The following is a 25,558-nucleotide window of genomic DNA, read 5'->3' as shown; positions in this document are numbered from 1 at the left end:
AGGAAATTTCCCAAGCAATGCATCAGTCCGTGGTACTCGGGCTCCAGAACGCTTGTTGCACCAACGGCGAGAGGCTCAGCCGCGCCACCAGAGCGTCCAGTTCATCGCCATCCACCGATGTCGTGGCGAGGGTGGCTTCGATTTCCACTTCTTCGCTGCCAAACGCATGCACGTCGACATCGCTGGCCGGATAGTTGCTGCGCTCAAGCTCAGCCTCGAGCAAGGCAAACACCGCCTTTTGCCGGGAGCGTTGGGCAATCACATAGACAATGTTGGTCACCTCGGCCGAAATGACGTCCAGCGGTTGGCGGTTGATGTTGTTGACGATCGGTCGCAGCAAGGTGTTTGCCGCCAACACAAACAAGGTGCCGAGCAAGGCTTCCAGCACCAGGTCGGCACCGGCACAGGCGCCGACCGCTGCCGAAGCCCAGAGGGTGGCGGCGGTATTCAGGCCGCGAACGTTACCCTCTTCGCGCATGATCACCCCCGCACCGAGGAATCCGATGCCGGACACCACATAGGCGATCACCCTGACCGCCCCGTCGGCGCCACCGAGTCGGTTGGCCGTGTCGACGAAAATCGCCGCGCCCACGGCGACCAGCACATTGGTGCGCAGGCCGGCGGTACGCTGGCGGTACTGGCGTTCGAAACCGATCAGCCCGCCGAGAATGAACGCGGCACTGAGGCTGACCAGGGTGTCGACCATCGAGGTCAGGTTGATGTTATTGATGGCTTGCATGGGGTATTCCCTTCTCGTTTCGCGTCATGCCCGGGAGCGGACGCTGAGCGCCCACGACGGTTCCATCCGCAGTGTGGGGAACGGTCATGAACAACTGGCGTGTCGACAATAAAGACTGTCGATGAGAGGGGCATCGGGGACGGCCGGCATAGGCCGTGAGCGGGATGCCGCTGCTCGCTTGGGTGGCGAGACAACGGCACAGAACGTTGCGCGTTATCTTGCCGGGGAGTGGCCGGCTATCGAAACCGGCCGACAACTGTCACTGGAACACGTGGCCATTGTGGGCCTCCGAACAGGATGAAAACGCGCGCAGCTTACGCCGCAGGTACACCAAGAGCAAACCTGGATAAACACCCCGGGTATCAATATCGTTGGTGTTCAGCACAGGTTCAGATTCAGGCCGTAGAACTCCCTCGCGGGCAGGCCCGCGAGGGGTTGATACCTCAGGAAGCGGCGGCGTCGGGCTTGTGTGCGACAAAGCGCATCATCCATTCGGCGACGGTCGCGCCGTGGTGGTCATGGACCAGGCTGGCCACGCCCTGCTGGTAGATCTGCTCGCCAAGGTTCTGCTGGCGGATGTCCAGCAACGCCCGGGAGTAGTCATGAATGAACTCCGGATGCCCCTGGAAGCACAGCACCTGGTCGTTGATGTGGTACGCCGCGTACGGGCAGAAATCGCTGGAGGCGATCACCGTAGCGTTTTCCGGTAGCGCGGTGACCTGGTCCTGGTGGCTGATCAACAGCGTCAGCTCTTCTCTCACCGGGTTCATCCAGGGCGCCTTGGCCGCCAGTTTGTAATTGTGGGTGCCAACCCCCCAGCCCTGGGTTGCCCGCTCACTCTTGCCGCCCAGCAACAGGGCCAGCAGTTGATGGCCGAAGCACACGCCCAGCAGTTTGTCGCCGCGCTCATAGCGCGCCAGCAGGTAAGTCTTGAGGGTCTGGATCCAGGGATCGGTGCCGAACGAATCGGCCTTGCTGCCGGTGACCAGATAAGCGTCGAAACTCAGCTCGTCGCTTGGGTACTGGCCCTGCATCACGTTGTAGACCGTGAACTCGGCAGCGATGGGTTGCTGCGAAAACAGACGCTGGAACATCTGCCCGTAACCCTGATATTGATCGACCAGTTCCGGACGCAGGATGTCGGTTTCCAGAATGCAGATGCGTAACGACATAGAAAGTACCTGACACGATAAAGGCAATAGCGCACACACCAGAGCCTGCCTTGAAACCCGGGGTCAAGGCAAGCCCGGCGCATGCCGCTAACCGGTCAGAACCGTTCGCCGCTGGCCGCTTTTTCCAGCAACAGGGCCGGCGGTGTGAAGCGCTCGCCATATTGTTGTGCCAGATACCGGGCACGGGCGACGAAGTCTTGCACGCCGTACTGGTTGATGAACTGCAACGCGCCCCCCGTCCACGCGGCGAAGCCGATGCCGAAGATCGAGCCGATGTTGGCGTCGGCGGTCGACAGCAGCACGCCCTCCTCCACGCAGCGCACGGTTTCGATGGCCTGCACGAACAGTAGGCGATCACGCACGTCCTGTGGCGAAATCTGCCCGTCAGCCTGCTCGAAACGCGTTTTGAGTCCCGGCCACAAATGCTTCTGGGCACCCGCCGGGTACTCGTAGAAACCGCCACCCGCCGCCTTGCCCGGACGCTTGTACTCGTTGAGCAGCAGATCGATCACGGCAAACGCCGGATGTTCGGTCAGCGGTTTGCCTTCGGCTTGCAGGTCCTTGGCGGTCTGCTGCCGAATGTGGCTCATCAGGCTGAGGGAAACTTCGTCGGAAATCGCCAATGGACCAATGGGCATCCCGGCCTTGCGCGCTTCGGTTTCAATCATCGGCGCCGCTATGCCCTCGCCGAGCATGGCGATCCCTTCGTTGGTAAACGTGCCGAACACCCGCGAAGTGAAGAAACCCCGGCTGTCGTTGACCACAATCGGGGTTTTCTTGATTTGCAGGACGAAATCGAAACCACGGGCCAGGGTTTCGTCGCTGGTATTGGCACCCTTGATGATCTCCACCAGGGGCATTTTTTCCACCGGACTGAAGAAGTGCAGGCCGATGAATTTCGACTGGTCCGGGACCGCGGTCGCCAGGCCGCTGATGGGCAAGGTCGAGGTGTTCGAGGCAATCACCGCGTCCGTACCGACGACGCTGTGTGCGGCCGACGACACGCGGGCCTTGAGTTCACGGTCTTCGAACACCGCTTCGATGACCAGGTCGCAACCGGCCAGGTCGGCATCCTGCCCGGTGGTCTGGATCCGCGCCAGGGTGGCGTCTCGTTGCTCGGCGCTCAGTTGGCCACGGGCAACTTTTTTGTCCAGCAACGCTGCCGAATGGGCCTTGCCCTTCTCGGCAGCCGCCAGGCTGATGTCCTTGAGCACCACATCTATCCCGGCCACCGCGCTGACATAGGCAATCCCGGCGCCCATCATGCCGGCCCCCAGCACCCCGAGCTTTTTCGTCACGTGCGGTGCAAACCCTGCGGGGCGCGAACCACCGGCGTTGATTTCGTTGAGCTGGAACCAGAAGGTGCCGATCATGTTTTTCGCCACCTGGCCGGTGGTCAGTTCGGTGAAATAACGGGCTTCGATCAACTGCGCGGTGTCGAAATCAACCTGGGCGCCCTCGACTGCCGCACAGAGGATTTTCTCAGGCGCCGGCATGCAACCCTGGGTCTTGCTGCGCAGGATCGACGGTGCGATGGCCAGCATTTGCGCGACTTTAGGGTGCGATGGCGTACCGCCCGGGATCTGGTAGCCCTTCACATCCCAACGCTGCACTGCCGCCGGGTTGGCGAGAATCCAGGCCCGGGACTTGGCCAGCAATTCAGCGTGATCCGCCGCCAGTTCGTCGATCAACCCGGCTTGCAGGGCTTGCGACGGGCGGACTTTCTTGCCTTCGAGCAGGTAAGGCAGCGCCTTTTCCAGGCCCAGCATGCGCACCATGCGCACCACCCCGCCACCGCCCGGCAGCAGGCCGAGGGTCACTTCCGGCAACCCGATCTGCACCGAGCCGTGGTCCAGGGCCACACGGTGATGGCAGGCCAGGCAGATCTCCCAGCCACCCCCCAGCGCTGCACCATTGATCGCGGCTACCAGCGGCTTGCCAAGGGTTTCCAGGGCGCGCAGCTGGCCTTTAAGCTGCAACACACTGTCGTAGAAGGCCTTGGCTTCAGGCTTGCCAACCTTGATCAGTTCGTTGAGATCGCCGCCGGCAAAGAAGGTTTTTTTCCCGGAGGTGATGATCACCCCGGCGATGGAATCCTTGTCGGCCAGCAAACGCTGGACGCAGTCGGCCATGGCCTCGCGGTACACCGCGTTCATGGTGTTGGCGCTCTGGCCCGGCATGTCGATGGTCAGGACCACAATCCGGTCCGACCCCTTTTCGTAACGAATGGCATCAGTCATCAACAGGTTTCCTTGAAGTCGGGGGGCTCAGTAGCGTTCGATGATGGTGGCAATGCCCATGCCGCCGCCCACACAGAGAGTTGCCAGGCCGTAGCGCAGCTGACGCACTTCCAGCTCATCGAGCAAAGTGCCGAGAATCGCGCAGCCGGTGGCGCCCAACGGGTGGCCCATGGCGATAGAGCCGCCGTTGACGTTGACCCTGGCCGGATCGATGGCCATGTCCTTGATGAACTTGAGCACCACCGAGGCGAAGGCTTCATTGACCTCGAACAGGTCGATGTCCTCGACCCGCAGCCCGGCCTTGGCCAACGCCTTGCGGGTGGCCGGCGCGGGGCCGGTGAGCATGATGGTCGGGTCGGTGCTGGTGACGGCCGTGGCGACGATTCGTGCCCGCGGCTGCAGCCCCAGCGTCCGGCCACAGGCTTCGGAGCCGATCAGCATCAGTGCCGCACCGTCGACAATCCCGGAACTGTTGCCCGGTGTATGCACGTGATGGATGCGCTCCACGTGGCTGTAGACCCGCAACGCCGTGGCGTCGAAGCCCATCTGCCCGATCATCTCGAAACTCGGCTTGAGTTTGCCCAGGCCTTCGAGGGTCGAGTCGGCGCGGATGAACTCGTCATGATCGAGCAGGACAATGCCATTCTGATCCTGTACGGGCACCAGGGACTTGCTGAACGAGCCGTCTGCCCGCGCCCGTGCAGCCTTCTGCTGGGAATGCAGGGCAAAGGTGTCGACGTCATGCCGGCTGAAGCCCTCGAGCGTGGCGATCAGGTCGGCGCCCACGCCTTGCGGGGTGAAATGGGTGTGCAGGTTGGTCTGCGGGTCCAACGCCCAGGCACCGCCATCACTGCCCATCGGCACGCGGGACATGGATTCGACGCCACCGACCACCACCAGGTCCTCGAAGCCGGAGCGCACTTTCATCGCGCCGAGGTTCACCGCCTCGAGGCCCGATGCGCAGAACCGGTTGATCTGTACCCCGGCGACGCTGACATCCCAGTCCGCTACCAGCGCCGCGGTCTTGGCGATGTCGGCACCCTGGTCGCCCACCGGCGTGACACAGCCCAGTACGATGTCATCGACCTGGCTGGTGTCGAGCTGCGTACGCTGCTGCAGGGCCACCAGCAGACCGGCCACCAGATTCACCGGCTTGACACCGTGCAGGGCGCCATCCGCCTTGCCACGGCCACGGGGCGTGCGTATTGCATCGAAAATCAAAGCTTGGGTCATGACATCCTCATACTGCCGGGCAGGTGAAAGATCAGCGAGTCCTCACCTTAGGCCCAGCAGCGGCGGATTCAATGACCGAAGCGCTCAACGGCCTTGACGGTCACGCTCAGACGGACGGTAGTCTGCTATCGGATTAACCGTTTCAGGTCAGCGAACTGTCTAGCAAAAGGGCGGCAAAGCAGCTGGCAATAGGCCTCATGCTTTTTTAGTAGCAATTTGCGCTTGCTTGATACGAAATGGATCTAAACCACAGCCGGCGGGGCCCCTAAGGTGAAACGTACGAGGTTGTCGTCGGGTTTTGCCGAGGCACCCGTGATGAGAAGGGAATTACAGCGCTTTGCCGTCATGGAGAAATGCAGGCAAGCATTCGACGCTCAGGAAATAACAAAAAAAGGCGGTCAGCCATGTTCAAACAATCGAAAGTGCGTCAAGCCGGGCTCATTCTATTCGCCACCACGCTGCTCCTCATTTTGCCGAACCTGACCAAGGTCATCGGATAATCGGGCAGGATTGTTTGCGGTACCTTTCTGAAAAAACCGAAGTGCTCGCTTTCCGGCTCCGTGTGCGTGTGCCAACCTTGGTGACACGACCACAACCGGATGGCGATCACTTGAGAGCGCTTCTTTTGCTTGGGGCCTTGCTGCTCAGCACGCCCTTGTATGCCGCGCAACTGGTGCTCGACCTGGGCACCGGCAGTCGTACCTGGAAAACCGAGGAACTGCTCAAGCATCCTCGGGTGCAAACCATCACCATCGCTGACGACGTCTCCTACAAGCGCACCATGAGTTATCGCGCGGTGCCGTTGGCGGCGTTGTTGACCGGCGTACAGGCCAACGACCATGTGCAGGCGGTGGCCCTGGACGGGTTCGCCGCCGAATTGTCGGCAGCACCCCTGCTCGGCACCACCGGCTCGCGGGCGTGGCTGGCGATCGAAGACCCGGCCGAGCCGTGGCCGGCATTGTCGGAGGGCAAACCGGGCGCCGGTCCGTTCTACCTGGTGTGGACCGACCCTGAGGCCGGGCGTATCAGCCCCGAGCAGTGGCCTTTCCAGGTGGCTCGCATCCAGCGCCTGGCGCCGGTCGCACAACGCTTCCCTGCCCTGCTGCCGGATCCCGCGCTGGCTACCAGTGACCCGGTGAACCGGGGCTTCGCGCTGTTCCAGAAGAACTGCCTGGCCTGCCATCGCCTCAATGGTGCCGGTGATGCGCAGTTCGGCCCGGACCTGAACATTCCCTACAGCCCGACCGAGTACTTTGGCACGGACTTCCTCAAGCGCTATATCCGCGACCCGCAAAGCCTGCGTCAATGGCCACAGGCGAAAATGCCGGGGTTTTCGGCCAGCGTGTTGACCGATGAGGAGCTGACGATGCTGGTGGACTATCTGAAGCATATGGCGGGACGAAAGGTAAAACCGTAATGGCAAATGAAAACGGCCGACCCTGAGGTCAGCCGTCGCTGAGTGTTGTCGCTGTTCATAGTGTTATGCGAGTAGCCCTCGTACCTCCTGCTTGACGCCCCAACCCTCGATAATGCCGCCCAATGGCCCGACCACCGCCTCGAAGTCCTGTTCGAAATCACCGATGCCGCCATAGGTGGCGTACATCACCTTGCTCAGCTCCAGATGCCAGGCGCCGTCGTCGCGCACACTGATCTGTGCATTCAAGGATTCACCGCGAAAATGTCCTGCCGCCCTGCGTGCCCGCTCCTCGTCCGGGAAAATGGCGTAGAACTCGATGGGATGGAACCGGGAAAAATCAAAACCGCCTTCTTTCATGCGGCGCAGCACGCTGCTGCTGATGTCTTCTTGATAGGCTGTGCTCATGAAACGTCCTCCTTAAACCATGGATAGACTTTCCGTACTCCCTGCGCCCGCAACCGAATGGTGAGAGCGATACGGCATAGAAAATGCCGCCGGGAAACAAGCATGTAGCTGACAAGACCAGACCTTAGCGATCCATTCGCTGATCTCGATTGCAGAGTAGCCTCAAGTCAGAGCGCCTGCCAAGGCCTGGTTGCGGGAAGGGTTCAAGAAATCAGGGAGATGCTGAGGATTTGGATGCTGTTCTGCTCTTTCAGGCTTTTGAGCGTGGGATCCTCGATACGCCCCTCCAGATCATTGAGGTCCAGTTCGGCCGGGACCGGGAGGAATCTGGTGCGGATCAATTGCGCCGCCTTTTCCATATCAGGCTTTTGCTCACAGTCAAAATGCTCGACAGTTTGCACACCATGATTATCAACAAAGGTGATTGCCCACTTTTGCATCGGTACCTCCTCGATAAACCCCTCATATGGGCTTACTACCATCTCGACACCGAATTGCCGGTAATCGTTCCCACTGTCGATGGCTGTAGGAGCGCGGGTGCTCGCGATGTACCCAATAGCGACGCGTTTATTCAGACAGTACGCGTTATCGTTGACGTCCATCGCAAGCGCTCGCGCCTACACCCAGTCCTCACTTCTCGGCGCGCTCTTTCAGGGACTTCAAGGTATTGAACGGTGCATCGACCACAAACTTGTTGGCCACCATCGCCGGCACGCTGCCACCCGGCTCGGTATGCACCTGATAGGTCACTTCGACTTGGTCGCCTTTCGGGACAAACTTCCAGAACCCCTTGACCTGCGCGACCCGGACAAAGCCTTTTTCTTGCGCAATGTACTTCGGCATACCTTCGAGGTTACGGGTCAGGCTGCCATCGGCGCTCTCGACGGTAGTGACCTGCAGTACCGAGTCACGCGGGGTGACCGGCCAAGGTGTATTGAACTGGGTGTAGGTCCAGCTCTGATCGCCTTCATGCTTGAGCAGTTTCTGGGTCTTGCATTCATGAATCCAGGCACAGGCGCCTGACACGTCATCCTGCAGCGCGCGCAGCTTGGCGACGGTGGTCTTCATCAGGGTGACGCCCTGATAGGACTTGTAGTCGGAGCCGGGCATTTCACTCAGGGAGATCTTGATACCGTCTTCATTCTTGGCGACCGTCCAGCTTTCAGCCTGAGCGGCGGTCGAGGCCAGTACGGCGGTCAAACCACACAACACAGCGATACGATGCAGCGAACCCATAGTCTTATTCCTTATTGTTGAAAGTCCGTTCGTTGAACACACTACGCCGCGGTCATTTGCTCCCACCAACCGAGCAACCTGATCGCCTCTTCACTGCTGGTACCACAGACTTCGACATCCGCCTGAAACGAACCGCACACTGCGGGTCGTTCGGGCTGGCCGAAAATGCTGCACAGATTATCGACAGACAGTTGCACGCAACGTTCTCCTGCAGCCTTGCCATTTGGCATGCCGGGAATCGGGGTGCTGATGGAAGGGGCAATGCAACAGGCGCCACAGCCTTCTCGGCATTTCATGACGTCAAGTTCCTCGCGACGGCTAATGTGTTGAATGACATGGGCTAGAGTAACCGCTAAAACAGTCGTTTGAAATTGGCTCGATCGCGGTTTTTCACGCAAATGCGCGTGACCGGTCAGTCGTGCGACAAAGCGTCGGGGCGTTGGGTCACACCGCTCACTGATTGAACTGAAATTCCAGCGCCGCGCCCTCGACTTCCCGCCGATCCTCATTGCGCATCTGCAATTGCAGTTCGTTGGTAATCAGCCGGCCATTGAGCTGAAATTTGCTTTCTTCCTTGGGTTTTTCACCAAACAGCGGCGGCAGCAAGGGGGCTCGCCTGACCAGGGGCAGGCTGCCAATCGGCTGCAATTGCCTGACCATATCGGATGGCAGACTCAAATCCACATTGGTCGATGGCAGCTCAGTGGTCCTGACCACCTCACTGGCGGCCCTGGATTTGGAGGCAATAGGCGGGCGCTCTTTTTGCGGCGCCGGTTTCTTCGCCGCATGCGCCTGGTTCACCGGCTCAACTGTCGTTGCAGCAGTGCTCACTGTACTTTGCTCAGCGGATGCCGCCAGCGCCTCATCCGGGCTCAAGACACTCAACAGACAAGCCAACACCAGACCAGCAGGAAAAATCGCGTTCATGACCCTACAGCACTAACGGCAGAGGGCCATATGCTCGCTTGTTGCAAGGTCGCTGACAAGCGTCCATCGCGATTGACCCGGTCCGCCCCTCAAAAGCCGCTGGCGGTTTCCTGGCAAAGCTGGGTGGCAAGCATGCCGAGCGTCATCAGCGCCCGCTCGGCCTCACGGTTCCAGGGGGTCCCGCAATTGAGGCGGATGCAGTGGTTGAACTGCTCGGTATTGCTGAAGATCAGCCCTGGCGCGATGCTGATGCCCTGCTGCAACGCCCGCACATGCAGCTCCTGGGTATTGACCCGCCCCGGCAGGCTGACCCACAGGATGAATCCGCCCGTGGGCCGGGTCATCTGCGTGCCTTCCGGAAAATACTGCTGCACGGCCAACTGGAAGGCGCTGAGGTTCTTGCGGTATTCCTGGCGAATGTAACGCAGGTGCCGATCGTAACCGCCGTTCTCCAGATAAGCCGCGATCCCCATCTGCGTCACGCTGCACGCCGAGTGCGTGCTGAAGGTCTGCAAGCGCTGGATTTCCTGCTGATACTTGCCGGCAATCATCCAGCCGATACGCACGCCCGGCGACAAAGTCTTGGAAAAACTCGAGCAGTAGATCACCCGATCCAGCCGGTCATAGGCCTTCAGGGACTTGGTGCGCCCCTGCTCGAACATCAATTCGCCGTAGATATCGTCTTCGACCACCTGGATATCGAAATCCGACGCCAGGCGCAGCAGCTGTTTCTGCCGCTCTTCAGGCATGGTGCCACCCAATGGGTTGCTCAGGCGCGTGGTCAGCACCAACGCCTTGATCGACCATTGGTTGGCGGCCAGCTGAAGTGCTTCCAGGCTCATGCCCGTGGCGGGGTCGCTGGGGATCTCAATCACCTTGAGCCCGAGCAGGTCGGCCAGTTGCAACAAACCGTAGTAGGTCGGCGACTCCGCGGCGATCAAGTCGCCGGGACGGGTCAATACCCGCAGGGACATCTGCAAGGCATCGACACAGCCGTGGGTAATTACCACTTCGCTAGGATCAACCACTACCCCGGCATCACGCATGCGGATCGCCACCTGGCGCCGCAAGGGCTCGAAGCCCGGGCTGAACATGTAACTGAACGCCCGCGGACTGTGAAAGCGCGTGACCTTGGCCAATTGCTGGTGCAGTGCCCGTACCGGCAGGTAGTCGACACTGGGCACCGCGGCCCCCAGCGGGAACACCCCTTCGCGGCGCGATTCCACCAACACTTGCTGAATGATGCTGCTGCGGGTCACCAGGCCAGGACGCTCGACACGGGCGATATCCGGGGTCGGCGCTGTCAGTGCCGGAGTCTGGTGCACGTAATAGCCCGATTGCGGACGCGCGCGGATCAGACCCTGATCTTCGAGATTGGCATACGCCTGAAGCACGGTCGCATGGCTGACATTGAGCTGCGAACTCATCTTGCGTACCGAGGGAACGCGTTCGCCGGGCTGATAGACCCCGCGCCGGATATCCTCAGCGAGCTGCTGAGCGATACGTTGATAGAGCAAAAGATTGGTCATGACGCAGCACTCGATTTCACGGGCATTTTATTCTTGTGTGAAACACTACCGGAACAGTTTGGAAGTGTACTGGGACAGTTACTACAATAGTCGACCATACAGTGCAGTGTCAGCAAAAACTGTACTGTTTTGTGGAGCCTTTCGCAGGCATAAAAAAACCCGGCACCTCTGAGGGGGCCGGGTTTTCCAGTGACGCCGACCTTAGCGGGCGGCGCCTAGCTGGCCTTTTTCATCGGAGAAGACAATTTCAACCCGACGGTTCTGCGCGCGGCCGCGCTCGGACGCGTTGGCCTCCACCGGGTATTCATCGCCGTAGCCTTCGACCTGAATGCGTTTGTCGTCAATCCCCAGGTCCATCAGCATGTTCGCCACTGCCTGGGCGCGATCGCGGGACAGTTTACGGTTCTCCTGCTTGCCTCCCGTGCTGTCGGCGTAACCCTCGATGCGGACCACGCGCTTGGGATTGAGCTGCAGGAACTGCACAATCTTCAATACGGTCCGGTTGGCCGAACTCTTCAGCTCCGCCTCACCGGTGTCGAACAACACATCCCCGAGCGTCATCACCAGGCCGCGATCGGTCTGGGTCGTCGCCAGGCTGATGATTTGCTCCTCCAGCCATTTGCCCTGTTGCTGCACGCTGAGCAACTTGGCTTCGCGCAACGCCAGTTGCAGGCGCTGACGCTCCAGCTCAAGCTTGGCCGCCCGCTCCTCATTGAGCACTTTCTCGCTGTGCTGGCGGGCAATTTCGCTGTAGCGCTGACTCAGGTAGGCGTAGTGCTGCACATCCGCACCACTGCCCCAGTAGCTGGACAGGCGATCGGCCCGCGCCAGGGATTCACCGGCACGAATCACGTCCTTGGGGGCAATGCGCAATACGTTCGAGTCTTCCTTGACCTTCTGGAAATCGGCGCTGGCCTGTTGCAAGGCGACGTCACTGTGCTGGCCCGCGCAACCGTAAAGGCCGACCAGCAACACCCCACCCAATACTCCGCTCTTCAGGTTCATTGGGCGTCTCCCAGCTGCTTGCGCAGGCGAGCGATGCGGGTATTGAGCACGTTGAGTTGTTCCTGGCTTTTCAGGGTCAGAACCTTGGCCTCTGCCAGGCGCGCATCCAGCTCGGCCTGTTCGGCCTGCATGCGGGCGTCCTTGAACGACTGATCGGCCATATCGGCCTTGGCCCGGCTGTACTTGTCTTCAGCCAGTTTCAGCTCGGGCACTTCCCCGGCGGTTGCCCCGACGGCGGCAGCCTGTTCCAGGGCCTGCCCGGTCAGGCGCATTTGTTCATTCGGCGCCGGATCGGCTGCACAACCCGCCAGAGCCGTAACGGCCAGGGCAGCGAAAAGAGGTCGAATAGTCACTAAAAATCCCTACTGTTTTGGGGTGCTGACGGGCTGTTTCAAATGTGCTTTCCAGCGCTCCAGATTGCGCTGTAGCACAGCCTCCGTCAGACCGGACGCGGGCAATTCTGTCATCTTTTTGGCCAACTGTCCGCGCAACCATGGATCGTTGCAGGCCGAGTTGTGAGAAATGGCCAGGAACAGCCCGGGCTTGTCGATCGGTTGCGGGTCAGCCTGCACATCGTTGGCGATGCTCAATGTCTGCGCCATGGCCATTCCGGCATAGCGTCCGGCCAGGACGTACTCCACTTCACCCAGCACCAGCTTCTGAAAGGCCTGGGTCAGGTTTGGCGTACTCACCAGGGTCAATTGCGACCGTGCGAACGCCTCGAAGGCCTGGGTCAACCGCGCCTGTTGCGACATAGCGCCCGTGTGCCCGCTCAAGTCCTTCGCCTCGGTGTAGTCCAGGGTCGAGCCAATGCGAGTCCACACCAGGTAGTCGTTGCCTGCCAGCGCCGGGTGAATGTAATCCAGCGACTCCAGCTGCTGGGTCATCAATGACGCGTCCGCCAGCATGTCGATGCGCCCGCTGCGCACCTCCTCGAGTGCCTGTGAGCGCTTGCCGGCGTAGCGCAGCTCGACAGTGAGCCCCAACTCCCCCGCCACCTGCTGCAGCAGGTCGGCGTTGCTGCCGATCAAGTGCGCGGGATCCTGCGGGTCCTGCCACAGATACGGTGGCGCATCCGGGCTGCCGGTCACCACCAGGCGTTCGCACTTGCCGGCTGCGACCGACAGCGCCGGCCATAACAACAGGCTCACCAGCATCGACCAGCCGCTCAAGCGATGCATCTCCATGGCATGTTTCCCCATTCTGTAAATCGCAGACAATAAAAAACCCGGCCAGAAGGCCGGGCTCTTTATAAGTCAAGCCGCTGGATTAGACCAGTTTCTCGAACTCAGGGATGGCTTCGAACAAGTCCGCCACCAGGCCGTAATCGGCCACCTGGAAGATCGGCGCTTCTTCGTCCTTGTTGATCGCAACGATCACTTTGGAGTCTTTCATGCCGGCCAGGTGCTGGATCGCGCCGGAGATACCGACGGCAATGTACAGCTGTGGAGCAACGATCTTGCCGGTCTGGCCGACCTGCATGTCGTTGGGTACGAAACCTGCGTCGACCGCGGCGCGGGAAGCGCCAACAGCAGCGCCCAGCTTGTCGGCCAGCGCGTACAGGTGCTTGAAGTTGTCACCGTTCTGCATGCCTCGGCCGCCGGAAACGACGATCTTGGCAGCGGTCAGTTCCGGACGATCAGATTTAGCAAGCTCTTCGCCAACGAAGCTGGAGATTCCCGCGTCGTGGGCAGCGGCAACGGCTTCAACAGCCGCCGAACCACCTTCAGCCGCTACCGGGTCGAAGCCGGTGGCACGCACGGTGATCACTTTGACTGCAGCGTTGGACTGCACGGTAGCAATGGCGTTACCGGCATAGATCGGGCGCTTGAAGGTATCGGCGCTTTCTACCGAGATGATCTCGGAGATCTGGTCAACGTCCAGTGCTGCGGCAACGCGCGGCAGGATGTTTTTGCCGTTGGAAGTGGCGGCAGCCAGGATGTGGCTGTAGCCCGCAGCCCCTGCTTCTTGGGCAAGAGCGGCGACCAGCGGTGCCACGTTTTCCGGCAACTGGTGTGCGTAGGCTGCGTTGTCGGCGACCAGTACTTTGGTCACGCCAGCGATTTTTGCAGCGGCTTCTGCCACGGCGCCAGCGCCCTGCCCTGCAACCAGAACGTGGATGTCGCCGCCGATTTTGGCAGCAGCAGCAACGGTGTTCAGCGTGGCCGGAGCCAGCACTTTGTTGTCGTGTTCAGCAATAACCAAGATAGTCATTTAGATTACCTTCGCTTCGTTTTTCAGTTTCTCGACCAGTTCAGCCACCGACTTGACCTTGATACCCGCGCTGCGTGCAGCCGGCGCTTCGACTTTCAGGGTCTTGTTGGTAGAGGCGGTGGAAACGCCCAAAGCTTCAGGAGTCAGCACTTCAAGCGGCTTCTTCTTGGCTTTCATGATGTTTGGCAGGGACGCGTAGCGCGGCTCGTTCAAACGCAGGTCGGTGGTGACAATGGCCGGCAGTTTCAGGGAAACCGTCTGTGCACCGCCGTCGACTTCACGCGTCACGGCAACGGAGTCGCCAGCGACTTCGACTTTCGAGGCGAAAGTGCCCTGACCATAGCCGCTCAAGGCAGCCAGCATCTGGCCGGTCTGGTTGTTGTCGCTGTCGATGGCTTGTTTGCCAAGGATCACCAGCGAAGGCTGTTCCTTGTCGACAACAGCCTTCAACAGCTTGGCAACGGCCAGGGAAGTCAGGTCTTCGGCGGATTCGACGAGGATGGCGCGGTCGGCACCCAGAGCCAGCGCGGTGCGCAGTTGCTCTTGAGCGGTGGACGGGCCGATGGAGACGACGACGATTTCAGTCGCAACACCTTTCTCTTTCAGGCGTACGGCTTCTTCCACTGCGATTTCGCAGAAAGGGTTCATCGACATCTTGACGTTAGCGAGATCGACGCCGGAGTTGTCCGCTTTGACGCGAACCTTGACGTTATAGTCGACCACTCGTTTGACAGCTACAAGAACCTTCATGGATTCCTCGTTACTCTCCGGTGAAAAGAAAGTCGCCTAGGCGAACCTGGCGGTTGATGCTCAACGGCGCAAGGGCACCTCTAAAAACGCCGGCATGTGAATGGGTGACCCTGCTCACGAGAGGGATGACCGTTCGTCAGCGACGACTGATCGGCCAGGTCTTTTCGCAGCGTGTAAACTTCGCACCGAACCCTCGTTGCGCGTCACCTTGTACAGCCTTCGCCCTGTCTTTAGAGGTGCTCTTGAAACCAACAGTCAGCCTACGGTGAGCGCAAAACCGCCCGTATCTTGACCGGAACGCCTATTCTGGTCAATACGGCAAAATGGTCAGTTATAAGCCGCGCTTCTTTGATTTATCTGGCTTTCAGCAAATTCAAACAAACGTTTGTATTGGACGCTGGGAGTGGTGTAGATATAATGCGCCACCTAGAGAGAAAGGTGGTTAATCGATTGTCCCCTGCCCCGCAATGCGGAGCAATTCATCGATGCGACGCCAAACCTCCAATTAGAAAAAAAACTGTTGAGCCTTGAGTAGGAGATAACCTGTGGAACGCGAATACATGGAATTCGACGTGGTCATCGTCGGTGCCGGCCCCGCTGGTCTTTCCGCCGCCTGCCGATTGAAGCAGAAGGCCGCCGAAGCCGGTAAGGAAATTAGCGTCTGCGTGGTCGAAAAAGGCTCCGAAGTCGGCGCTCACATTCTTTCCGGCGCGGTGTTCGAACCTCGGGCCCTGAATGAATTGTTCCCTGACTGGAAAGCGCTCGGCGCACCGCTGAACACTCCGGTCACCCGCGATGACATCTTCGTCCTGAAGAATGAAGATGGCGCGATCAAGGTTCCAGACCTCTTTGTGCCCAAGACCATGCACAACGAAGGCAACTACATCATCTCCCTGGGCAACCTGTGCCGCTGGCTGGCCCAGCAGGCCGAGAACCTGGGTGTAGAGATCTACCCGGGCTTCGCCGCCCAGGAAGCCCTGTTCGACGAAAACGGCGTGGTTCGCGGGATCATCACCGGCGACCTGGGCGTTGACCGTGAAGGCAATCCGAAAGAAGGCCTGTACACCCCGGGCATGGAACTGCGCGGCAAGTACACGCTGTTCGCCGAAGGTTGCCGTGGCCACATCGGCAAACAACTGATCAAGCGCTTCAACCTCGACAGCGATGCCGACGCCCAGCACTACGGCATTGGCCTGAAGGAAATCTGGGAAATCGACCCGGCCAAGCATCAACCAGGCCTAGTGGTGCACACTGCCGGCTGGCCGCTGGACATCATGGGCACCGAAAACACCGGCGGCTCCTTCCTCTATCACCTGGAAAACAACCAGGTGGTGGTCGGCCTGATCGTCGACCTGTCCTACAGCAACACCTACCTGTCGCCGTTCGACGAATTCCAGCGCCTCAAGCACCACCCGGTGCTCAAGCAATACCTGGAAGGCGGCAAGCGCATCAGCTACGGCGCGCGCGCCATCTGCAAAGGCGGCCTGAACTCGTTGCCGAAAATGGTCTTCAAGGGCGGCGCACTGATCGGTTGCGACCTGGGCACCCTGAACTTCGCCAAGATCAAAGGCAGCCACACCGCCATGAAATCCGGCATGCTCGCCGCTGATTCGGTGGCCGATGCCCTGTTCGCAGGTTCCGAAGGCGCGGACGAACTGACCAGCTACGTGGAGTCGTTCAAGTCCAGCTGGCTCTACGAAGAACTGTTCGCCAGCCGTAACTTCGGCCCAGCGATCCACAAGTACGGCGCCATCGTCGGTGGCGGCTTCAACTGGATCGACCAGAACATCTTCGGCGGCAAACTGCCGTTCACCCTGCACGACACCAAGCCGGATTACGCTTGCCTGAAGCTGGCGGCCGACAGCAAGAAGATCGACTATCCGAAACCGGACGGCAAACTCAGCTTCGACAAGCTCAGTTCGGTATTCATCTCGGGGACCAACCACGAAGAAGAACAGCCTTGCCACCTGAAGCTGGCCGACGCGAGCATCCCGATCAGCAAGAACCTGCCGCTGTACGACGAGCCGGCGCAACGCTACTGCCCGGCGGGCGTATACGAAGTGGTCACCCAGGAAAACGGCGAAAAACGCTTCCAGATCAACGCCCAGAACTGCGTGCACTGCAAGACCTGCGACATCAAGGACCCTGCGCAGAACATCACCTGGGTGGCACCGGAAGGTGCCGGTGGCCCGACTTACCCGAACATGTAAGTCGTACGCCTGAACAAGAAGGGCTCCCGAACGGGGCAATGCCAGTCAGTTAAGCCAAAGACCAGCTGAACATAGAGCCCGTGGCGAGGGAGCTTGCTCCCGCTGGGCTGCGTAGCAGCCCCAAAACAGGGCCGCTTTGCGCCCCAGCGGGAGCAAGCTCCCTCGCCACGGGTTTCGTGTTCGGCTTTATTTCTCTTAACTGACCGGCATTCCCCGAACGGGGACCCTTTTTTGTTGGACGGTCCTGGATTGACCGGGCTTGCCGGGTTTCACGCCGCCTGATGCGCGACCTGCGCCGCGCCTGGCGTTAAACGCTTCAGATACTGCACCGCCGACAATCAACGACCCTCGGCGAAGTCGCGTAACACGTTGCCATCCATGCGATAGCGCACCCACTCTTCCTGTGGCTGCGCGCCGAGGGATTCGTAGAACTCGATCGCCGGCTTGTTCCACTCCAGCACACTCCACTCGAAACGGCCGCAGTCGTTGGCGCAGGCAATTTTCGCCAAGTGGCGCAGCAACAGTTTGCCGGCGCCACCACCGCGCTGCTCGGGGGTGATGTACAGGTCTTCGAGGTACAGGCAGTTACTGCCCAGCCAGGTCGAATAGCTGAAGAAAAACACCGCGAAGCCGATCGGCAATCCGTCGCGCAGGCAGATCAGCCCATGGGCGGTGGCCCCCTCACTGAACAGGCTGCGCTCGATGTCGGCCACACTGGCGATGACTTCATGACGGGCCCGCTCGAAGTCGGCAAGCTCGGTGATGAAGGCCAGGATCTGGGGGGCATCGCTGGGTGTGGCCGGGCGGATCTCGATCGACATGAACGTCCCTTGAGAACGATTGAAAACGCCATACTATGTCGGCAATCAACGTTCGTCACATACCGCTGCAAAACTTGATACAGACATCAATGAACAACCGTGGCGAGGGAGCTTGCTCCCGCTGGGTTGCGTAGCGACCCCAAAGCCAGTCACCGCAGTGTTTCAGCGAAGCCGGGCGGGAGTCCGCTCCCTCGCCACACATGTGTTCTGCACAAAAGGATTTTCATGAACCTCGCCACCTTCGCGCCACTGCAAAGCCTCGCCTCAGCCTTGCTGCCCCACGCCCTTGAGCCGTCCGAAGACGGTGCTCACGATCTCTCGCACTTGCAGCGGGTGTGGCACAACGCCCAAAGGCTTCAAGCCGAAGAAGGCGGCGATCTTGAGGTGCTGTTGGCCGGCGTACTGCTGCACGACTGCGTCGCGGTGGAGAAAAACTCGCCGCTGCGCTCACAGGCCTCGCGACTGGCGGCAGAAAAAGCCATGCCCCTCCTGCGTCAACTGGGCTGGCCAGAGCCCAGGGTACGAGCCGTTGTCCACGCCATTGAGGCCCACAGTTTTTCGGCGAACATCGCCCCCGTCACCCTGGAAGCGAAGATTCTCCAGGATGCCGACCGCCTCGACTCCCTCGGCATGCTGGGCGTGGCGCGCACGTTTTACACAGCCGGGCGCATGGGTAGCACGCTGTACGACGCACAGGATCCACTGGCCAGCGACCGTGAATACGACGATAAGCGGTTCTGCCTCGATCACTTCCAGACCAAGCTGCTGCACCTTGCCGACGGTTTTCAGACGCCCTCCGGCCAGCGTCTGGCGCGCGCGCGTCACGAACGCCTGCAACGTTTTCGCGACGACCTGCTCGAAGAAATCGGCTTGACCGCCAGTAACGCCTGAACGCATTACTCCGCATTCTGCTAATCCTGAAACCGCCAACCGCAGAACATACGCCAGCGTCGCACGTGGTATCCAAGCCTCCGATAGCACCCACCGTTCACGAGACTTGCCCATGCCCACTCGCACCACCCCGGATGCTGGCGTATCAGGAAAGCTGTTTGGCCTGTTCTGCGTTGCCAGCTACCTGTTGTCGTTGTCTTACGGTTCGACCTTTCTGCTCTCGCTGCTGATCAGCTCTCGGGGCGGTAACGAGCACGATGCCGGCAGTGTGATTTCAGCTGCGATGCTCAGCACCTTCGCCGCCGTGATCCTTTCCGGACACTTGTCGGACCTGCTCGGCGCGGCGCGCTCGATTGCGCTCTTCGGCGGGCTGCTGGTACTGGCTAGCCTGGGCTTTGCCCTAACACCGGGATTTGGCGATACCTTGCTGTTTTTCGGGCTGACGCTCGGGCTGGGCTGGGGCGTTTTCTACACCCTGGGGCCGATCATCGTGGCGATGCTGGTCGCGCCAGTACAACGCGCCAGATACTTCGCACTGCTGTCAGGCTGCATGATGACCGGTATCGGTTCCGGGCCACTGCTGGGACGCGCAGCCAGTGCACTGGGTTATCCGGTCACCAGCGCGTTTTACCTCGCGGCACTGGCCAGCCTGATTGGCGCCGTGCTGTTCTGGCGCCTGGGTGCCACGCTGAAACAGCGCCCGAACCAGCTGGGCACGACGGCGACTTCACGGATTAGCTGGACGTCCGCCACACGCGTGCTGACCTCCAGGGCTCTGTTCCCCATCATCATGGTCGGCCTCGGCGGTTGTGTGTTTGGTGGGTTGTCGAGCTTCCAGACCAGCTACGCCGCCTCCCGCTCGCTGGACTATTCACTGTTCTTCCTTGGCTTCACGGGCGCCGCCATCGCCAGCCGCCTGCTGATCGCCGGCTGGGTGGTCAAGCGCGATCCATACTGGGCGTCCTGCCTGTTGTCGGGGCTGATGGTGGTATCGCTGCTGATGTTCTGCTTCGTCGTCGACGATGCCTTCACGTATTGGATGGCAGCTGTGGTGCTGGGAGTCGGCTACGGCCTGACCTACTCGGTGATCAATGGCCTGGCCGCCAACGAAGCACCGGCGGGCAGCACGTCGCAAGCCTTGCTGTTGTTCAGCCTTGGCTACTTCGTGGGAGTATTCGGTTTTCCGTTGCTGGCGGGCAGGATCATCGTCGAACAGGGCTTGCCAAGCCTGCTGCTGAGCGTGTTGGCGCTGGCCTTGCTGAACTGGTCGATTACCCTGGGCCGCTTGTTATGGCGCCGGGCAACCGCCAGCAAGGCGCTGCAAACGGTGTAGTCCGGATCAGGGTTCCAGGCCGATACGGAAGAACTCGCCGCCGCTCCACACGCCCAACCAGCGCTGGCCGTCGATCTCGCGGGTCACGGCCAGCTCGACCAGTTGATAGAACACGTTGCGATGGATCAGGGCTTGCAGATTGGTGCGCACGTGCACATAGGGCGCGGGCTCCTGAGTGACCGGGTCGATCACGACATGCAACGGGTGCTCAGGCCCGGCCTCTGTCAGCTCGTCGACGTTGGTGGTGAAGCGCAGCACCTGGGCCTGGCCCTCTCCTTCGACGTCCAGCGTCACCGCCACGAAGGGGGCGTCGTCGACCTTGATCCCGACCTTCTCCACTGGAGTGATCAGGAAGTAATCATCGCCGTCACGGCGAATGATGGTGGAGAACAGCTTGACCATCGGCTTGCGCCCGATCGGCGTGCCCAGGTAAAACCAGGTGCCATCGCGGGCGATGCGCATGTCAATGTCGCCGCAGAAGTCGGGGTTCCACAAATGAACGGGCGGCAAGCCTTTGGACTTGGGGATTTGCCCCAGCAGATCGTTAGCTTTTTGCGAACCACTCATGTTGCTCTCCGGGTGAACTACTGATCGCTCAGGCCCAGCAGGCTGCGAGCGTATTGCGCAAGCGGCGGGCCCAGCAGATCTTCTGGCCTGTTGTCGTGGAACGTCAGTAAACCGCCACGACTCTTGATCCGTGCAGTATCAATCAAATACCGGGTGCTGGTCTCGATCAACATGATCTGAATCACCCCGCTGTCGATCCCCAGGCGGTCCACGGCCTCCTGGTCAAGCCACTCGTCCGAGTTGCCGATACGGTCATCGGCATTGGCGAAGCGGGTATACAGCAGGTAATGGGCACCGAGGCCGCGAGCCTCGCCCATGGCGGCATCCAGGCCTTCAGGGCCGGCGGCACGGCGCACCATCGGGAAATATTCGATAAAGCCCTTGAAGGCCTCTTCGGCGACCACGTTCTGTCGCGGTTCGGCAGTGCCCGGCGGCGCGAACGGGCCTTGGGCAATGTAGATGAACGAGTCTGGCTGAATACGCAGGTTATTCACGCGACGGCTGTCGCTGTGATCGAGCAGACCCGCATCGCTCATGTGGTAGCGAGCCTCTTCGCCCATGTCGCTGACATTCATGCAGCCGCCAAGTGCCAAAACGGCCAGCAGCAAAACCAGGCTACGCATCCTACCCTCCAGAAGCCGGTGACGGAAAACCGGCGAATCTTTGCGGGATGCAGCTTCCGCGCCAGTCCTTGAGTCCATGGAAAATTCCGGTTTGATAATACGAACTTGTGGCGAGGGAGCTTGCTCCCGCTCGGCGGCGCAGCCGTCGTAAACCGGGGGAATGCGGTATCTCTGACAACACGCGGGAGAATGGCTTTATTGGGGCCGTTTCACGACCCAGCGGGAGCAAGCTCCCTCGCCACAAAAGCCCGGTCAGCCGCCAATGATCTTCATCACCGTGGCCCCACCGGAAAACGCCACCTCCTGCTTGTCGCCCAAGGCTTTTACCAGCAGGCGCTGGAGCGCGGGCAATGCCTGGTGGCGCGGCTTGTCCAGCAAGTCGCCCACGTAGTGGCGGTTACTCGATGACAGGCAGCCGTGCAGCCAGCCCGTGGACGACAGGCGCAAACGCGAACAGGTGCGGCAGAACGGCACGCTTTCGTTGGCGATCACGCCGAAATGGCCATGGCCGGGGATTTCATAACGCACCGCCGTGGCATCCACGGGGGCGTCGGCTTGCAGGTACTCGTACCGCTCGCCAATCAGGCTGAGCAACTGCTGAAGGCTGACGAACTGTTGCAGGAACGCGTTTGAATCACTGGCCAGATGGCCCATGCGCATCAGCTCGATGAAACGCAACTCATAGCCACGTTCCAGACAGTAATCCAGCAATGGCAACACTTGATCGAGGTTCTGCCCACGCAACGGCACCATGTTGACCTTGATCTTGATGCCGGCCGCACGGGCCTGTTCCATGCCATCGAGCACGGTCGCCAGATCGCCACCACGGGCAATACCGCGAAACGCGGCAGCGTTCAGGGTATCAAGGGAAACGTTGATCCGCCGAATGCCGGCATCCACCAGCAGGGGCAGCTTCCTGGCCAGCAATTGGCCGTTGGTGGTCAGGCTGATGTCCTCAAGCCCCATCTGCCCCACCGCCGTCATGAAGGCTTCCAGCTTGGGGCTCACCAGCGGTTCGCCACCGGTGATACGCAGACGCTCGATGCCGGCGGCTTCGATCAGATAGGCAACGCCGCGCGCCATGGCTTCGGCCGACAGTTCATCCTGCGCAGCCACCAGCCGCTTGCCATTAGGCACACAGTAGGTACAGGCGTAGTTGCAGGCGGAAGTCAGACTGACCCGCAAATTGCGGAAGCGCCTGCCTTGTCGGTCAACGATCATGGATCACTCCGGCGGAAGTCGATGCGGAAAAGCTAAAACTTGACTCATAAATCAAGTTTTAGCAATACCTAAGCCTGAGTATATTCCCGGGGCACTGCGCCATACAGGGAAACATGGCGCAATAAAGCTGCTGAATGGATCAGCTGCCTGGCGTGTCGGTATCGCGCTTGCGCTTGTTGCCCATGCGCACGCCGATATCCATCAGGAACTGGAAGAAACCTTCCTGATCTTCCAGCACATTGCTCCAGAACGGCGAGTGATACAGCGCCACGGCGCCGTGCACCAGCGCCCAGGATGCGCAGAAGTGGAAATACGGCGGCACGTCTTCGAGCTTGCCTTCGCTGATGCGGCCCTTGATCAACAAGGTCAGGCGATCGAAATTGGAGGCGCGAATCTTGTGCAGTTCCTCGACCATCTCCGGCACCTGGTTGCCCTTGACCACCTTCTCTTCCAGGCGATCGAACAACCGGTAGCGCTGCGGATCGCGCATGCGGAATTCGAAGTAGGCCCGGGACAGGGCTTCCTTATCCTTGTCGACATCGGCAGAGTGCAGCAGCTCGTTCAGGTCACGCTCGTAGTCGAGCATCAGGCGCAGATAGATCTCCGCCTTGGACTTGAAGTGCTTGTAGATGGTGCCTTTGCCGATACCCACGGCATCAGCGATCATCTCGACGGTGACACTGTCTTCACCTTGTTCGAGGAACAGCTTGAGCGCGGTGTCGAGAATTTCTTGCTCGCGGCGACGAAACTCACGGACCTTACGAGGTTCTTTATGCATAAGAAAAAGGTCTGTAGGGGTCAAAATTCGAAGCCGCGTATTATGCCTAAATTGCGCCAAATTGCACGGATCATCCGACCATGACTACGTTTCTTGATGAATTTGTACAGGCTCCGGGCCTGCGTTATTTGAATCATGCGGCCGTCGCACCCTGGCCAAACCGCGCCGCGACAGCCGTGTCGCGCTTCGCCCAAGAGAACGTTTTGCTGGGCGCACGTGACTATCCGGACTGGATGGCGCTGGAGCAACGCCTGCGCGAACGCCTGAAACGACTGCTAAACGCGCCGTCGACGGATGATATCGCATTGGTCAAAAATACTTCAGAGGCATTGTCTTTTGTCGCCTTCGGACTGACCTGGGCCAGCGGTGACCAGATCGTTATCAGCGATGAAGAATTCCCGTCCAACCGTATCGTCTGGGAGGCCTTGACCGCCCAAGGCGTGGAAGTGGTCCAGGTCAGCCTCAAGGGCGACGACCCGGAAGGTGCCTTGTTGACTGCCTGCGGTCCACGGACCCGCCTGATGTCGGTCAGCGCAGTGCAATTCGCCAGCGGCCTGCGCCTGGACCTGCAGCGCCTGGGCGCCGGTTGCAAGCAGCAGGATGTGCTGTTCTGCATCGACGCCATCCAGCAACTGGGCGCCCTGCCCTTCGATGTCCAGAGTTATCAGTGCGACTTCGCCATGGCCGACGGCCACAAATGGATGCTGGGGCCAGAAGGTCTTGGGGTGTTCTATGTGCGTAGCGACCTGCGCGAACAGCTGAAACTGCACGAATTCGGCTGGCACATGCTCGAACACATGGGCGATTACAATCGCACCACCTGGGAACCCGCCAAAAGTGCCCGACGCTTTGAGTGCGGCAGCCCGAACATGCTGGGAGCCATGGCCCTGGAAGCCAGCCTGTCATTACTGGAAGAGGTCGGTATGGAACAGGTTGCCGCCCTGATTGCCGAGCGGGTGCAATGGCTACAGGAGGGGCTCAGCACCATTGCCGGGGTGAAACTGCACAGCCCGTTGAATCCGGCCCGGCGCGGCGGGATTGTCTCATTCAGTATCGACGGCATCGATAATCAGGTGCTTTACGAGGCCCTGAAAGCCGAGCAAGTGGTGTGCATTCCGCGCGGCCCCGGCATTCGTTTTTCTCCGCACTTCTACACAGAAAAACGCGTGATCGACGAAACAATTGCCATTATTGCGTCCATCGCCAAGCAGTGAGAACTCAAGCGAAGCGCCGGTATTCCAAATTTGTTTAAGAAACGCGGAGGGCAAACTGGACGAGGCGCAATACTGATCAATACTTGAAATGTCGACGCGTCATCTCCCCCAAGTGGCGTGTCGATATAGGTACCAATGGACTGTGTGCCTTTGTTTTACTCCTAATGGTCTTAACCCGGATTCACCCCCCAGAACCCGGGTTTTTTTTGCCTGCGATTTGAGCGCCAGACGGTCTTTCAGACTACCGACCTGACGTGCGCCAACGGAAACAGCCGCTTGAAGTTCTCCGTGGTCTGTTCGGCGAAACGCTCATAAGACTCGCCGCGCAGCATCGCCAGGAACTCTGCCACTTCCCGCACGTACTGCGGCAGGTTTGGCTTGCCACGATACGGAATCGGCGCCAGGTACGGCGAATCGGTCTCGACCAACAGCCGGTCTGCGGGCACCTTGCTGGCCACATCGCGCAGGGCATCGGCATTGCGGAAGGTCACGATCCCCGACAGCGAAATGTAGAACCCCAGGTCCAGCGCGGCCTTGGCCATGTCCCAGTCCTCAGTGAAGCAATGCAGCACGCCGGCTTGGGGCAGCGCGGCTTCACGCAACAACGCCAGCGTATCGGCACGCGCGCCGCGGGTGTGGACAATCACCGGCTTGCCCGTCTGCTGCGCGGCGTGCAGGTGCAGTCGGAAAGACGCCTGCTGCACGTGGGCCGCCTCCGGCTCGTAGTGGTAGTCCAGGCCGGTTTCACCGATGGCCACTACCCGCGGGTGGTTGAGCTCACGCAGCAGCCAGTCCAGCGCGGGAGCTGCGTCCGGCTGCACGTCCAGGGGATGAACCCCCACCGAACAGTCGACGTCGTCATAGCGTTCAGCGAGCGCCTTGACGTCGGCGGCGTTATCGACACTGACGCCGATGCACAGGAAATGCCCGACCCCACGCTGGCGGGCCGCTTCGAGTGCGGCATCCAGGGAGCCGTCATGCGCGGCGAGATCGAGACGGTCGAGATGGCAATGGGAATCTACGAGCATAAAAG

The 25,558-nt window shown here is 60.3% G+C and carries 26 protein-coding genes; 5 read left to right on the top strand and 21 right to left on the bottom strand.

Translation table 11 applies throughout. From position 1 onward, the window contains the following. Window positions 1-22: 22 nt before the first annotated feature. The 4 genes from CKW25_RS09130 to CKW25_RS09115 form a co-directional block, all read right to left on the bottom strand. A complete protein-coding gene (locus tag CKW25_RS09130; RefSeq protein ID WP_095078850.1) occupies window positions 23-739 on the bottom strand; it encodes an MgtC/SapB family protein in 717 nt (238 codons plus the stop codon). A gap of 443 nt (window positions 740-1,182) precedes the next feature. After that, entirely contained in the window at window positions 1,183-1,911 is a 729-nt protein-coding gene (locus tag CKW25_RS09125; protein ID WP_095078849.1) for an amidotransferase, read from the bottom strand. 95 nt (window positions 1,912-2,006) lie between these two features. Beyond that, window positions 2,007-4,151 carry a 3-hydroxyacyl-CoA dehydrogenase NAD-binding domain-containing protein gene (locus CKW25_RS09120; RefSeq protein ID WP_095078848.1) on the bottom strand — a complete coding sequence of 715 codons (2,145 nt, stop codon included), beginning with the start codon at window positions 4,149-4,151 and terminating at the stop codon, window positions 2,007-2,009. A gap of 27 nt (window positions 4,152-4,178) precedes the next feature. Further along, window positions 4,179-5,384, bottom strand: a complete 1,206-nt coding sequence (locus CKW25_RS09115) for an acetyl-CoA C-acetyltransferase (RefSeq protein ID WP_095078847.1) — start codon at window positions 5,382-5,384, stop codon at window positions 4,179-4,181. Window positions 5,385-5,994: 610 nt separating this feature from the next. Here CKW25_RS09115 and CKW25_RS09110 point away from each other — a divergent pair. Next, the gene (locus CKW25_RS09110; protein ID WP_095078846.1) at window positions 5,995-6,801 is read left to right on the top strand and encodes a cytochrome c; all 807 of its coding nucleotides are present in this window, start codon (window positions 5,995-5,997) and stop codon (window positions 6,799-6,801) included. Window positions 6,802-6,864: 63 nt separating this feature from the next. Here CKW25_RS09110 and CKW25_RS09105 read toward each other — a convergent pair whose 3' ends face one another. The 11 genes from CKW25_RS09105 to CKW25_RS09055 all read right to left on the bottom strand — a co-directional run bounded on the left by CKW25_RS09105 (window position 6,865) and on the right by CKW25_RS09055 (window position 14,867). Next, window positions 6,865-7,206, bottom strand: coding sequence for a ribonuclease E inhibitor RraB (locus CKW25_RS09105; RefSeq protein ID WP_095078845.1), 342 nt, complete (start codon window positions 7,204-7,206; stop codon window positions 6,865-6,867). 203 nt (window positions 7,207-7,409) lie between these two features. Then, window positions 7,410-7,646 (bottom strand): hypothetical protein, encoded by a 237-nt coding sequence (locus tag CKW25_RS09100; protein WP_095078950.1) that lies wholly within the window; start codon window positions 7,644-7,646, stop codon window positions 7,410-7,412. A 190-nt stretch (window positions 7,647-7,836) separates the two neighbouring features. After that, window positions 7,837-8,442 (bottom strand): START domain-containing protein, encoded by a 606-nt coding sequence (locus CKW25_RS09095; protein ID WP_095078844.1) that lies wholly within the window; start codon window positions 8,440-8,442, stop codon window positions 7,837-7,839. 41 nt (window positions 8,443-8,483) lie between these two features. Then, window positions 8,484-8,738 carry a YkgJ family cysteine cluster protein gene (locus tag CKW25_RS09090; RefSeq protein WP_095078843.1) on the bottom strand — a complete coding sequence of 85 codons (255 nt, stop codon included), beginning with the start codon at window positions 8,736-8,738 and terminating at the stop codon, window positions 8,484-8,486. A 157-nt stretch (window positions 8,739-8,895) separates the two neighbouring features. Continuing rightward, window positions 8,896-9,369, bottom strand: coding sequence for a translation initiation factor 2 (locus CKW25_RS09085; RefSeq protein WP_095078842.1), 474 nt, complete (start codon window positions 9,367-9,369; stop codon window positions 8,896-8,898). Window positions 9,370-9,458: 89 nt separating this feature from the next. Continuing rightward, the gene (locus tag CKW25_RS09080; RefSeq protein ID WP_095078841.1) at window positions 9,459-10,898 is read right to left on the bottom strand and encodes a PLP-dependent aminotransferase family protein; all 1,440 of its coding nucleotides are present in this window, start codon (window positions 10,896-10,898) and stop codon (window positions 9,459-9,461) included. Between the two features lie 201 nt (window positions 10,899-11,099). Beyond that, on the bottom strand, window positions 11,100-11,903 hold the full coding sequence (locus CKW25_RS09075) for an OmpA family protein (RefSeq protein ID WP_095078840.1): 804 nt from the start codon (window positions 11,901-11,903) through the stop codon (window positions 11,100-11,102). Then, window positions 11,900-12,256, bottom strand: a complete 357-nt coding sequence (locus CKW25_RS09070; RefSeq protein ID WP_095078839.1) for a DUF4398 domain-containing protein — start codon at window positions 12,254-12,256, stop codon at window positions 11,900-11,902. The genes CKW25_RS09075 and CKW25_RS09070 overlap by 4 nt, the downstream gene beginning before the upstream one ends. Window positions 12,257-12,265: 9 nt before the next feature. Continuing rightward, window positions 12,266-13,090, bottom strand: a complete 825-nt coding sequence (locus tag CKW25_RS09065; protein ID WP_095078838.1) for an ABC transporter substrate-binding protein — start codon at window positions 13,088-13,090, stop codon at window positions 12,266-12,268. Window positions 13,091-13,172: 82 nt separating this feature from the next. After that, a complete protein-coding gene (locus CKW25_RS09060; RefSeq protein ID WP_095078837.1) occupies window positions 13,173-14,117 on the bottom strand; it encodes an electron transfer flavoprotein subunit alpha/FixB family protein in 945 nt (314 codons plus the stop codon). Then, window positions 14,118-14,867, bottom strand: coding sequence for an electron transfer flavoprotein subunit beta/FixA family protein (locus CKW25_RS09055; protein ID WP_095078836.1), 750 nt, complete (start codon window positions 14,865-14,867; stop codon window positions 14,118-14,120). 545 nt (window positions 14,868-15,412) lie between these two features. On the opposite strand from CKW25_RS09055, the gene CKW25_RS09050 reads away from it, so the two are divergent. After that, the gene (locus CKW25_RS09050) at window positions 15,413-17,077 is read left to right on the top strand and encodes an electron transfer flavoprotein-ubiquinone oxidoreductase (RefSeq protein ID WP_095078835.1); all 1,665 of its coding nucleotides are present in this window, start codon (window positions 15,413-15,415) and stop codon (window positions 17,075-17,077) included. A gap of 338 nt (window positions 17,078-17,415) precedes the next feature. Here the strand turns inward: CKW25_RS09050 and CKW25_RS09045 are convergent, their stop codons facing one another. Next, a complete protein-coding gene (locus tag CKW25_RS09045; RefSeq protein WP_095078834.1) occupies window positions 17,416-17,898 on the bottom strand; it encodes a GNAT family N-acetyltransferase in 483 nt (160 codons plus the stop codon). A gap of 225 nt (window positions 17,899-18,123) precedes the next feature. Between CKW25_RS09045 and CKW25_RS09040 the strand changes: the two genes are divergently transcribed. Together CKW25_RS09040 and CKW25_RS09035 are read left to right on the top strand one after the other, a co-directional pair. Further along, window positions 18,124-18,789, top strand: a complete 666-nt coding sequence (locus CKW25_RS09040) for an HD domain-containing protein (protein WP_095078833.1) — start codon at window positions 18,124-18,126, stop codon at window positions 18,787-18,789. A gap of 112 nt (window positions 18,790-18,901) precedes the next feature. After that, on the top strand, window positions 18,902-20,122 hold the full coding sequence (locus CKW25_RS09035) for an MFS transporter (protein WP_095078832.1): 1,221 nt from the start codon (window positions 18,902-18,904) through the stop codon (window positions 20,120-20,122). A gap of 6 nt (window positions 20,123-20,128) precedes the next feature. Here CKW25_RS09035 and CKW25_RS09030 read toward each other — a convergent pair whose 3' ends face one another. From CKW25_RS09030 to CKW25_RS09015, 4 genes are all read right to left on the bottom strand, one after another. Next, on the bottom strand, window positions 20,129-20,689 hold the full coding sequence (locus CKW25_RS09030) for a DUF1285 domain-containing protein (protein ID WP_095078831.1): 561 nt from the start codon (window positions 20,687-20,689) through the stop codon (window positions 20,129-20,131). Between the two features lie 17 nt (window positions 20,690-20,706). Next, window positions 20,707-21,312: a DUF4823 domain-containing protein gene (locus CKW25_RS09025; protein ID WP_095078830.1), complete on the bottom strand. Its 606-nt coding sequence runs from the start codon at window positions 21,310-21,312 to the stop codon at window positions 20,707-20,709. Window positions 21,313-21,564: 252 nt separating this feature from the next. Beyond that, window positions 21,565-22,533 carry a GTP 3',8-cyclase MoaA gene (locus tag CKW25_RS09020; protein WP_095078829.1) on the bottom strand — a complete coding sequence of 323 codons (969 nt, stop codon included), beginning with the start codon at window positions 22,531-22,533 and terminating at the stop codon, window positions 21,565-21,567. Window positions 22,534-22,672: 139 nt separating this feature from the next. Next, window positions 22,673-23,311, bottom strand: a complete 639-nt coding sequence (locus tag CKW25_RS09015; protein ID WP_095078828.1) for a TetR/AcrR family transcriptional regulator — start codon at window positions 23,309-23,311, stop codon at window positions 22,673-22,675. A gap of 80 nt (window positions 23,312-23,391) precedes the next feature. Here CKW25_RS09015 and CKW25_RS09010 point away from each other — a divergent pair, with 80 nt between their 5' ends. Then, on the top strand, window positions 23,392-24,525 hold the full coding sequence (locus CKW25_RS09010) for an aminotransferase class V-fold PLP-dependent enzyme (RefSeq protein WP_095078827.1): 1,134 nt from the start codon (window positions 23,392-23,394) through the stop codon (window positions 24,523-24,525). A gap of 236 nt (window positions 24,526-24,761) precedes the next feature. On the opposite strand, the gene CKW25_RS09005 is transcribed toward CKW25_RS09010, so the two are convergent. After that, window positions 24,762-25,553, bottom strand: a complete 792-nt coding sequence (locus CKW25_RS09005; protein ID WP_095078826.1) for a TatD family hydrolase — start codon at window positions 25,551-25,553, stop codon at window positions 24,762-24,764. Window positions 25,554-25,558: the final 5 nt, after the last annotated feature.

The sequence above is a fragment of the Pseudomonas sp. Irchel s3h17 genome (assembly GCF_900187505.1).
Taxonomy (GTDB): Bacteria; Pseudomonadota; Gammaproteobacteria; order Pseudomonadales; family Pseudomonadaceae; genus Aquipseudomonas.
This window is presented reverse-complemented; position numbering and strand designations above follow the sequence as displayed.

Bases quoted from the DNA above. Each gene is read 5' to 3' on its own strand.
- CKW25_RS09130 (WP_095078850.1), bottom strand. From the start codon at position 739: ATGCAAGCCATCAATAACATCAACCTGACCTCGATGGTCGACACCCTG.
- CKW25_RS09125 (WP_095078849.1), bottom strand. From the start codon at position 1,911: ATGTCGTTACGCATCTGCATTCTGGAAACCGACATCCTGCGTCCGGAA.
- CKW25_RS09120 (WP_095078848.1), bottom strand. From the start codon at position 4,151: ATGACTGATGCCATTCGTTACGAAAAGGGGTCGGACCGGATTGTGGTC.
- CKW25_RS09115 (WP_095078847.1), bottom strand. From the start codon at position 5,384: ATGACCCAAGCTTTGATTTTCGATGCAATACGCACGCCCCGTGGCCGT.
- CKW25_RS09105 (WP_095078845.1), bottom strand. From the start codon at position 7,206: ATGAGCACAGCCTATCAAGAAGACATCAGCAGCAGCGTGCTGCGCCGC.
- CKW25_RS09100 (WP_095078950.1), bottom strand. From the start codon at position 7,646: ATGCAAAAGTGGGCAATCACCTTTGTTGATAATCATGGTGTGCAAACT.
- CKW25_RS09095 (WP_095078844.1), bottom strand. From the start codon at position 8,442: ATGGGTTCGCTGCATCGTATCGCTGTGTTGTGTGGTTTGACCGCCGTA.
- CKW25_RS09090 (WP_095078843.1), bottom strand. From the start codon at position 8,738: ATGAAATGCCGAGAAGGCTGTGGCGCCTGTTGCATTGCCCCTTCCATC.
- CKW25_RS09085 (WP_095078842.1), bottom strand. From the start codon at position 9,369: ATGAACGCGATTTTTCCTGCTGGTCTGGTGTTGGCTTGTCTGTTGAGT.
- CKW25_RS09080 (WP_095078841.1), bottom strand. From the start codon at position 10,898: ATGACCAATCTTTTGCTCTATCAACGTATCGCTCAGCAGCTCGCTGAG.
- CKW25_RS09075 (WP_095078840.1), bottom strand. From the start codon at position 11,903: ATGAACCTGAAGAGCGGAGTATTGGGTGGGGTGTTGCTGGTCGGCCTT.
- CKW25_RS09065 (WP_095078838.1), bottom strand. From the start codon at position 13,090: ATGGAGATGCATCGCTTGAGCGGCTGGTCGATGCTGGTGAGCCTGTTG.
- CKW25_RS09060 (WP_095078837.1), bottom strand. From the start codon at position 14,117: ATGACTATCTTGGTTATTGCTGAACACGACAACAAAGTGCTGGCTCCG.
- CKW25_RS09055 (WP_095078836.1), bottom strand. From the start codon at position 14,867: ATGAAGGTTCTTGTAGCTGTCAAACGAGTGGTCGACTATAACGTCAAG.
- CKW25_RS09045 (WP_095078834.1), bottom strand. From the start codon at position 17,898: ATGTCGATCGAGATCCGCCCGGCCACACCCAGCGATGCCCCCCAGATC.
- CKW25_RS09040 (WP_095078833.1), top strand. From the start codon at position 18,124: ATGAACCTCGCCACCTTCGCGCCACTGCAAAGCCTCGCCTCAGCCTTG.
- CKW25_RS09035 (WP_095078832.1), top strand. From the start codon at position 18,902: ATGCCCACTCGCACCACCCCGGATGCTGGCGTATCAGGAAAGCTGTTT.
- CKW25_RS09030 (WP_095078831.1), bottom strand. From the start codon at position 20,689: ATGAGTGGTTCGCAAAAAGCTAACGATCTGCTGGGGCAAATCCCCAAG.
- CKW25_RS09025 (WP_095078830.1), bottom strand. From the start codon at position 21,312: ATGCGTAGCCTGGTTTTGCTGCTGGCCGTTTTGGCACTTGGCGGCTGC.
- CKW25_RS09020 (WP_095078829.1), bottom strand. From the start codon at position 22,533: ATGATCGTTGACCGACAAGGCAGGCGCTTCCGCAATTTGCGGGTCAGT.
- CKW25_RS09015 (WP_095078828.1), bottom strand. From the start codon at position 23,311: ATGCATAAAGAACCTCGTAAGGTCCGTGAGTTTCGTCGCCGCGAGCAA.
- CKW25_RS09010 (WP_095078827.1), top strand. From the start codon at position 23,392: ATGACTACGTTTCTTGATGAATTTGTACAGGCTCCGGGCCTGCGTTAT.
- CKW25_RS09005 (WP_095078826.1), bottom strand. From the start codon at position 25,553: ATGCTCGTAGATTCCCATTGCCATCTCGACCGTCTCGATCTCGCCGCG.